The sequence below is a fragment of the Actinomycetospora sp. genome, assembly GCF_055612215.1.
On sequence record NZ_JBVPVA010000504.1, the window covers coordinates 1 to 1782 of the forward strand.

The window sequence follows — 1782 nt, forward strand, 5'->3', positions numbered from 1 at the left end:
GAACTGGAGCAACTGAACAAGGGACGGAGCAGAGTTTTTACTCGTGCGCAAGAACCCATGAGTGCTGAACAGATCCTTCGTGAGCATGATCGTTGTTCACTAGTCGTCTGCAATACAGTGCAACGTGCCCAGGAGATGTACCTGCACCTTTCGGAAGCGATCGAGCAACAGCAGTTCAACATCGAATTACGCCTGTTGCATAGCCGCTTCACCGATGAGGATCGCAAGGAGCAGGGCAAACAACTGGGTGAGTTGTTGGGAAAAGAACAGTGGGAGAAGGGCATCTACCAGGGCGAGAAGGATGTGATTGTTGTTGCAACGCAGGTGGTTGAGGTGGGCCTGGACATCTCGGTACAGACGCTGCATAGCGAGAATGCTCCGGCCAACAGTCTGGTGCAACGAGCCGGGCGCTGCGCACGTTTTGAGCAGCAAGCAGGACGTGTGATCATCTATCCACTGCGTCCAGATGAGGAGGGAAAGCCTGCTTCAACATTGCCCTATAACGCCGATCTTTGCCAATCCACCTGGGTTGCCCTGGAGCAGTTTGATAAGCATGTGATCGGTTTTCGCGAGGAACAGGACCTTATCGACATCGTGCATACAGCCGGCGACCTGGCCCTGCTCGATCGTTATGAGATCCATCGTGATGAACTACAAACAGTGATCACCACAATGCTCCGCACAAATGATCGCGCCCATGCAAGTGAGCTTATCCGCGATGTCAATCAAGTCCAGCTCATCATCCACGATCAACCAGAAGAAGAGCTCAAGATTCGCCCCTGGCACTGGCAAAGCTTCGGCTTGCATCCATCCGCTTTGATGGGAAAACATTGGGCACAATTGCAGGAGCGCCAATATGAACATGATCTGGGTTGGATGTGTAAGCAGGCGCAACAAAACAAGGCAGAACAGCAGGACGACGAGGAAGATCAGCGCCTCCCGACTGTTTATAACTGGCCGCCACTGACGATACCCGAAGAGATTCCGGGTGCGCTACTCATTGCCATGCCACACCAACTGGTCACCTATGATAAAGACCTGGGCCTCGTGTTTCGGGATGGCCGCCTTGCGCTGCCCCAACGTTGGCAAAAGCGTTTAGACGAGCAGCCTTATCAGAGCAGTTTATTACCACAAACATCCAATAAAAGCGATGGTGATCCAACGCGGGAACAGAGCTACAAGCAACACATTGGTGGCCTGGCTGATGCCTATCATTATGCCATCCATCACGACCTTGCCTACACGATGCACCGTCTGGAACAACTGATGGGACTGGCACCCGGCACGATTGATACTGCGATCCAGCTCGCCATTGCAACCCACGACCTGGGCAAGCTCGACACTCAATGGCAGCGCTGGGCACGTGCATGGCAACGGCTTTTGTATGAAAAGGGGCAGTGGAGTGGATCATACCAGGAACGAGACCAGTCCTTCTTCTTTGCGAAGACCGATTATGATTATCGATCAAAGGAACAACATGAATGGCAGAAAGCACTCTCAATCAAACGCCCAAAGCATGCCTGTGAGAGTGTCGCGGCAGGCAGGAGGTTGATGATGCAGAGTCTTGGCATAACTGGCCCTCACAGTCCCAATATGCCGGTGCTTCGGGCGGTGTGTGGTGCCATTGCGCATCATCATACACCGCAGGCACACGAATATGGGGCAACAAAGATTGCACCGGGCGCAAAAGGAGCCATCAAAAAAGCGTTTGAGGTCGTGCGGCGTGACACCAGTTGGGACTACGATCTTGACCATATAGTCCTGCAATTTGTGAAAGGAGAC

At 53.0% G+C, this 1782-nt stretch carries 1 protein-coding gene; it reads left to right on the forward strand.

What is annotated here, in order from left to right:
• Positions 1 to 57: 57 nt before the first annotated feature.
• The coding region (gene cas3 / locus AC0CYZ_RS14020) for a CRISPR-associated helicase Cas3' (RefSeq protein WP_472216302.1) at positions 58 to 1782 on the forward strand (1725 nt) is incomplete at its 3' end.